General features: G+C 31.4%; 8 protein-coding genes. All 8 read left to right on the top strand.

Annotated features, from left to right (window positions below; genetic code table 11):
- Positions 1 to 224 precede the first annotated feature (224 nt).
- On the top strand, positions 225 to 596 hold the full coding sequence (locus AC220I_RS15740; RefSeq protein WP_486724812.1) for a helix-turn-helix domain-containing protein: 372 nt from the start codon (positions 225 to 227) through the stop codon (positions 594 to 596).
- A gap of 192 nt (positions 597 to 788) precedes the next feature.
- A complete protein-coding gene (locus AC220I_RS15735; RefSeq protein ID WP_486724811.1) occupies positions 789 to 1739 on the top strand; it encodes a DUF2971 domain-containing protein in 951 nt (316 codons plus the stop codon).
- A gap of 198 nt (positions 1740 to 1937) precedes the next feature.
- The gene (locus AC220I_RS15730; protein WP_486724810.1) at positions 1938 to 2552 is read left to right on the top strand and encodes a GNAT family N-acetyltransferase; all 615 of its coding nucleotides are present in this window, start codon (positions 1938 to 1940) and stop codon (positions 2550 to 2552) included.
- A gap of 244 nt (positions 2553 to 2796) precedes the next feature.
- Positions 2797 to 3138: a GNAT family N-acetyltransferase gene (locus tag AC220I_RS15725; RefSeq protein ID WP_486724809.1), complete on the top strand. Its 342-nt coding sequence runs from the start codon at positions 2797 to 2799 to the stop codon at positions 3136 to 3138.
- Entirely contained in the window at positions 3135 to 3797 is a 663-nt protein-coding gene (locus AC220I_RS15720) for a Type 1 glutamine amidotransferase-like domain-containing protein (RefSeq protein ID WP_486724808.1), read from the top strand. Before AC220I_RS15725 ends, AC220I_RS15720 begins: the two co-directional genes overlap by 4 nt.
- A 124-nt stretch (positions 3798 to 3921) precedes the next feature.
- Complete coding sequence (locus tag AC220I_RS15715; RefSeq protein WP_486724807.1) at positions 3922 to 4494, top strand: GNAT family N-acetyltransferase; 573 nt, start codon at positions 3922 to 3924, stop codon at positions 4492 to 4494.
- Positions 4495 to 4870: 376 nt separating this feature from the next.
- Positions 4871 to 5272, top strand: coding sequence for a hypothetical protein (locus AC220I_RS15710; RefSeq protein ID WP_486724806.1), 402 nt, complete (start codon positions 4871 to 4873; stop codon positions 5270 to 5272).
- 351 nt (positions 5273 to 5623) lie between these two features.
- The gene (locus tag AC220I_RS15705) at positions 5624 to 6601 is read left to right on the top strand and encodes a phosphotransferase enzyme family protein (RefSeq protein WP_486724805.1); all 978 of its coding nucleotides are present in this window, start codon (positions 5624 to 5626) and stop codon (positions 6599 to 6601) included.
- Positions 6602 to 6950: the final 349 nt, after the last annotated feature.

The following is a 6950-nucleotide window of genomic DNA, read 5'->3' as shown; positions in this document are numbered from 1 at the left end:
GAGGCATATTACCAGAAACGGAAGGCTTGCTGATCACTGAAAATGGTCAGTTATAAATAACTTGAGCCGTATGACGTGAAAGTGTCACGTACGGTTCTTAGGGGAGAAAGAGGGCGCAAGCCCTCTGACTTACCCGACTTTCCTACTAAGATACTATAATTTAGATACGACAATAATTCATTTAAACCAGAGAGACAACATTTGTTGTATCAGAGGAGGATTCCATGGAGCAAAATAAGCTTAATGGCATAATAATACAGATAACGCTAAGCATCATTGCCATCAGTTTTGTTGTAATTTCTATTCTATTAGTTAAAATTACATTTAATCAAAAAGTAGAGGAAGTTATCTTTGGAAATGTAATGACCATTGAAGAAGTGGCTAGTTATCTTTCAATCAGCCAAGGAGAAGTCATAGACATTATGGAAGCAGAAAAGACAGTCTTAGAGAAAAACGGAACTTTTTCTGGGTTAATGTTTCCGTATTATACAATTAATAAAAAATACTATTTTGTAAAATCAAATGTAGACGATTGGCTAAAGGAAATAAGTGCCAATAGAAGAAAATATGATCTCAAGAATAAAACAATATACTAAAAAGATTATTGAGTTACACTAACTATTGGAAACCGTAGTAAACTTTGTATAACTTCGAATTCACGAAATTGCCCAGTTGTCACAGTGCTTGCGGTACGCAAGCCCAGCGCCAAGTCTGCCTCTGCGGAGTCAGACAGGCAACGTCGTGAATTCGCCTCTCGTTATGCAAAAATAATATCAAGGGAGAATAAGATGGGACATAATATATATCATTATTGTAGTCTTGATACTTTTAATTCAATAATAACGAATAAAACTATACGACTTTCGGACGTATCCAAGTCAAATGATTATTATGAGAGGACATGGGTTCTTAAAAATATTGAGGAGGCACTTAATGATTTTTTCAATGAAAAAGGATTAAAGTTTGATTTGAGATATAAATATCAAACTGGATATCCTTTAGATAACCCACTTGAAATGATATTTGAAGAGTTAAATTATTATATTCGACAGTCAAGTTTTGTATCATGTTTTTCAACTGAGGGTGATCTATTAAGCCAATGGAGAGCATATGCAAAAAATGGTTTAGGTGTATCCATTGGGTTTGATAAAAAGACTATCTTTGATATTGAGAAAAGGAAAAGTGAATTATTCGTTGATTTTGTAAAGTATGAGAAGAAAGACCAAATTGATGAAATAAAGTTTGCAGCTGAATGTGCATTTGTTGAAACGAAGCCATTATATAAAGAAATGTATATTGGAATTTATGATAGTTTTGAGGAATTCCTATTTGAAGAATTTGAGGTGTTCTGCGAATATTTTGCGCGATACTTATTAAAAGGAAGCTGTTTGATTAAAAATCCAGCATTTAAAGAAGAAAAGGAAGTAAGAATCGTTTATGCACCAATATTGAACGAATGGATAGATGTAGAAATTTTAAAAGAAACTGTTACCAAAACATTTAGCTCAAATAGATTTAAATTAAACAAAATGAATTACAAAATTCATGATGATAAGGTGATTGCAAGTTTTGATTTAACATTTAATAACCATGTAAAAGAAGGAATCATTAAAGAAATTATAATTGGACCTAGCTCTAAAATAACATCGGAAGACTTAAAGATTATTTTATTATTGAATGGATTTGATATTAACAATATTATAATAAGGAAATCAGAAGCATCATATCAGATAAAATAGATATCATCTTCGTCCAACACGCCAATTTCCTACATTCCTTCCGATGTCACAAGCCTTGCGAAACAAGCACCGCGCCACTTTTCCCGCTAAGGCGTTAAAAGTAAGGAACAGCGGTAATAGTGGGAACGTTAGCAAACATATCACAAAAGAAAAAGAAAGATTTTGAAACATCACATGAATTTAATGGAGGAGAAGTTAATGTTTGAAAAACAACTTATGGAATATTATAAATTTACTACTAAAGAAGAATACTTAGTAAACTCTAAAGTGTTTTATAGAAAAGAATGTACCCCTTCGATATATGAGTTCGGAGAAATCAAATGGACTATTTTACCCGAGCGCTTACAATTTATGGAGAATTTGAATGTTAATAATGCAGCAAAATCAGATACAACAATTGTTAGTTTTTTAAAGAAACAAAAATATAACTTTATAGAGAATTCTGAGTTTTGTAGAAGACTTACTGTAGCTGATAAGGAAATATTTAATCAACTTATAGATAGCCTCACCGATAAAGAAAAAAATGAGGGGGCCGTTAATCTTTATGACCCAGTAGTATATGGATTTGTAAAAGACGGAAAAGTTGTCTCAGTAGCTTCACTATGGCATTTTGGTGAAACTTTGTCTGATATTGGTGTGTTAACTCATCCGGAATATAGAAATTGTGGATATGCAGAAAGTGTATGTAAATATTTAATAGAAAAAGAAGACAGAAATTACATTTGGAGAAGTGAAGACAATCCGGCATCGAAAAAACTTAGTGAAAAATTAGGTTTTATAGAAACTGGAACAATACAATCTTTAGTGTTGTAAAGATTAAAGAATAAAAGCAAATGTGATACGAACACACTGATTCCCATCATTCCCCTTGATGTCACGACGTCTGCGAGACACACGTCGCGCCACTTTTTCCGCTGAGGCGTTAAAAGAGAGGAACGATCGTGAACCGTGGGAACGTTAGCGGAATTCATACCTTTGTTTAGCAGCATCTGAATCGTTTACAGTATAGTAACCATTAATATATGGATAAGGCGTATAGATAATGTCCAATAAGAATATGAATGAGCTAGTAAGTCATTACAAAGAAGTATTAGCTGATGAAAATTTTCAATTCATATATCAGTATCTTACAAATTATAGTATAGGAAATTTCTTTATAGATAATGTAATGACTATCGGTATTGAAACATTAGAAGAATACAGAAGGCAAGGATTATCACAAATTTCAACAGAAGCCTTTATTGAAGAGTGTTTTAAATCAGACAATCATGTTCAATTGGAGTGTATGGGGGAAAACATTGCATCCATTAAATTTGCAGAAAAATTAAGATTTAAAAAGATAAGCGAATATACATTATACTCATTTCCATTCTCAAAATTACAGAGGAGGTACTTATGAAAACTCACTACTATTTAGGTTGGTTTAATGACTTTTTTCCTGACAAGCTGGTTGCACAATTGCACGAGGATATAATTGATAAAAAATCTCTTGTTATGATTAGCGCTGATCCAGCTCTCCATGAAGATGAAGAGTGTGGTCTTACCGAACGTTCTTGGCTTGATCAGGCAAATATAAGGTTTGAAGATTACAATTTGATTAATTACAGAGTCCAAAAAGAAGAAGCACAAAGATCAATTCAGAAGGCATCAGTTATTTTTTTGTTGGGAGGAAATACTACTGAACAGAATAAACTCTTGGTTGATTATGAATTGTCTGATTTAATTAAAAAATCTAACGCTGTTGTTCTCGGGACAAGCGCTGGTGCTATTAACATGTCAGCAAAATGGTTATGTTCAAGAACCACTGGTTACGAAGTTGATACGAGTTCCATTTATGATGGCATTGGACTAGATAATTTTTCTGTGTTATCTCATTATGATCTTGAGAATAATTTTGCACAGATTAAAGATGCGCTATCTCCATTATCAGAAAATATAAATGTATATGTATCCAATAAAGATTGTGCAATAAGAGCGAATGGAGACAAAATCGATATTTTAGGAAATGTATATTTAATTTCCAAATCAATGGTTTACAAACTTGATGAGACAATCTAACTGAAAATTGCCTTTTAATCGCCACTGTTATATTTCAGAAATTAAGTAATGACTATAAATTAAATAGAAATATTATGTAGCTGATGACTGGGTAAAATTTATTGTTAAATTATGAGAGGATAATATGTGTAATTTTATTAAATTAGAGACTAAACGATTAATAATCAGGGATCATACAATTGAAGATTTACATTCACATCATTTGATTTTTTCGGATGAGAGGGTCATGTATTATCTTCAGGATATTAAAACTAAAACTTTAGCTGATTCAAAATCAAATTTGCTTAGTTCGATTGAAGAGATTGGATTAGAGTCGAGAAAAAAATATTTTCTAAAAATTGAAAGTAAAGATTTAAAAGATCATATAGGAGAAATAGGCTATACAGTCACTGATTTCACACCATTAGGAAAGCTCGTTCATCTAGGTTATTTTATATTTGAAAAGCATTGGGGACATGGATATGTTACGGAAGCATTAAAAGAGATAATGCGGTTTGCTTTTGAGGAAAATGAAGTTTTTCGAATAACAACTGGTTGTATCAAAGAAAATATAGGGTCAGAACGCGTAATGATAAATTGTGGTATGACCAAAGAAGGAGAATACAAACAGTGTGAATGGCATGATGGCAAAATGAAGGATCGAGTTTCTTATAGACTGTTAAAAAGTGAATGGTTGATAAACAGTTTTTCTGATTAGTACAACTTTTTATAAAAAGTGTCTACAAGATGATTTAGAAGAGTAGAATTATTCTGACGTAAACGTGGGCATACATTAAAATGAAAGATTTAACTATCATGTCTTAAGTTTTGTATTGAAGAATAAATAAGGAAATCAAGATTATCTATAAAGTTTAGATATTTTGCTTGTCTTTACATGTAACGAGTTATTACTTTTACAAAACGATATGAATTAGGCTTGGAAAATTAATAACATTTAAAAATAGAACTGGTCTTTATTAATATGTTTTCCAGAAAACTATAAATTAATTTACAAATGGAATCAACAGACAATATAAATGTAATGTACGCAAATGAGACAGTTTAGGTTCTAAGTGAAAATGGGAGATGAACTAATGCTAAAAAATAATCGAAAAGTTATGTTTGTTTTTTTATTAATACCTTCTTATTTTGCTTTATTTATAATATTAATAGGATTACAAGTTGGATCAATTGAATGGGGACGTGTTGCAATTTTTATAACATCAAACCTAGCATCAGCATGGTTACTGAGTTTTAGAGAGAATATATTTTTGAATATTATCGGTTCTCTGTTCTTTATAGGTTATGGGTGGCGTTGGTTTTCGATAATATTTAATCAGCCTATAGACTCTACTTTTCCACCTGCAATACTTCCTTGGGAAATAGGGGTATATTTTGGGGTTGGATTTATGTTAATAGGGTTATTTGCGCTGACATATGGAATTTTAAAGAGTATGTTGGACAAGAAAATTGATAAAGTTGAAGAGATTGTTTAGTGAGTGCCTTCCTTAAAAAAAATACGATAATATAGTATTTCCTCATCAGACTTAAAAAAAAGTTAGGGATTAACTTTGAAACTGAGTGAGGTAACATCTGATAACAAAATATTTCCATTAACTGCGCACATTGCTTCACCGTGTGCAAGCACCACCAGTGAAAAAGATCTCTGAGGGTCCGGTTCAGGAACGTCGGTAACCGCAAGAACGTTTTTCGAAAGCCTATAATATACATATTATGAAAGGAGTGATTGACATGAAACGTCAGGTAATAGAAAACTACCAAAATAGCCAATTGGAGGGCAAAATTTATTAGTTCTCAGTTATTTTAACGAATAGAAGAGGTATTAAATGTTAAAATTGAAATATTTATTTGACAACAGTGAATTGGCTTTAATGCTATTAAAAAATTGGAATTATGATGATGAGTCGGTAGAGTTATTTAAGTACTACAGGATTTCATCAAATGCCATTTATCCATTTAAAAATCAGAGTAAAATCCATTTTCTAAGATTTATTCCGGCATCTGAAAAAGACAATAAATGCATTAGCCAAGAATTAGAATTTATTAATATACTATCCAATAATGAGTTTAATGTACCTAATGTAATTAAAAGTAAATTTGGAAATTTGATAGAAACAAAGGAAACGCCTTGGGGTTCTTATCATGCTGTTGTATTTGAAAGCGTTGGTAATGAAACTCTTGAGAGCATAGAAATGACAGAAGAAATAGCCTATAATTATGGTAAATCACTAGCAAGGCTACATGAGATATCAAAGGAAAAAGTACAATCAGTTCTTGAACGAAATAGTATTTTTGATATTTTTAATATGATTGAAGGTAAACTTGTGAAGGATATTTCTAATAATACGAGACTGCTGGATCATTTGAATGTATTGAGAAAAAAGTTTGATAAATTAGATATAACATATCATTCTTATGGATTAATACATTATGATTATGAGTTGGATAATATCATTTATGATAATGAAACTCAAAAACTTTCAGCAATAGATTTTGACGATTGTATGTATGGCTTTTATGGTCAGGATGTGGAACGGGCAATAAATAGCATAGAATCGGAATTAGAAGAATTTCAGAATATTGCAAAAGCATGTTTTATAAATGGATATTTAGATGCAGGCGGCAATTTAGAAATGTATAGCAATAATAGAGCATTATATAAGTCATTTGCAGACTTGTACTCATATTTCAGAGTGTCGTCTTCCTTGGAAGAAAAATGGGATAATGAACCTGAATGGATGGAAGTTTTAAGAAATAGACTCAGTAAAAGGATGACAGATTATTTGGATAAACTGGAGTCATAAAAGACCAACGACATAAGTTCGTCTCTCGTTAGTCAAAAGAATCACTAATGTTTTTTTGGCAGAGAATGGATTCTATATCAATTATGAGGAGGATTATATAGAATAAACGTATTAGTGAGTTGAACGATATTTTAGGGAAATATGGAAAAGCTCTACCTGTTCTAGTGAATAAGTTAGAATTAGCGGAATTAAATTTATGGGCTGAGAAACAAGGTATAATACTGACAGATAAGTGTATTATTGAGTTTTTATAGCTATTGCACAGGATTATGGACTTACCATATACGACATTACTAACAAGTCAAGTTACTAGTTTGAGCAGAATAAAATTTGACGGTATGATTTGGAT

The organism is Fusibacter sp. (genome assembly GCF_057447755.1).
Note: the sequence above shows the minus strand (reverse complement) of the source record. Positions and strands in the feature narration are given on the sequence as shown.

Excerpts from the sequence above, each read along its gene's own strand:
- AC220I_RS15740 (WP_486724812.1), top strand. The coding sequence starts at position 225 with ATGGAGCAAAATAAGCTTAATGGCATAATAATACAGATAACGCTAAGC.
- AC220I_RS15735 (WP_486724811.1), top strand. The coding sequence starts at position 789 with ATGGGACATAATATATATCATTATTGTAGTCTTGATACTTTTAATTCA.
- AC220I_RS15730 (WP_486724810.1), top strand. The coding sequence starts at position 1,938 with ATGTTTGAAAAACAACTTATGGAATATTATAAATTTACTACTAAAGAA.
- AC220I_RS15725 (WP_486724809.1), top strand. The coding sequence starts at position 2,797 with ATGAATGAGCTAGTAAGTCATTACAAAGAAGTATTAGCTGATGAAAAT.
- AC220I_RS15720 (WP_486724808.1), top strand. The coding sequence starts at position 3,135 with ATGAAAACTCACTACTATTTAGGTTGGTTTAATGACTTTTTTCCTGAC.
- AC220I_RS15715 (WP_486724807.1), top strand. The coding sequence starts at position 3,922 with ATGTGTAATTTTATTAAATTAGAGACTAAACGATTAATAATCAGGGAT.
- AC220I_RS15710 (WP_486724806.1), top strand. The coding sequence starts at position 4,871 with ATGCTAAAAAATAATCGAAAAGTTATGTTTGTTTTTTTATTAATACCT.
- AC220I_RS15705 (WP_486724805.1), top strand. The coding sequence starts at position 5,624 with ATGTTAAAATTGAAATATTTATTTGACAACAGTGAATTGGCTTTAATG.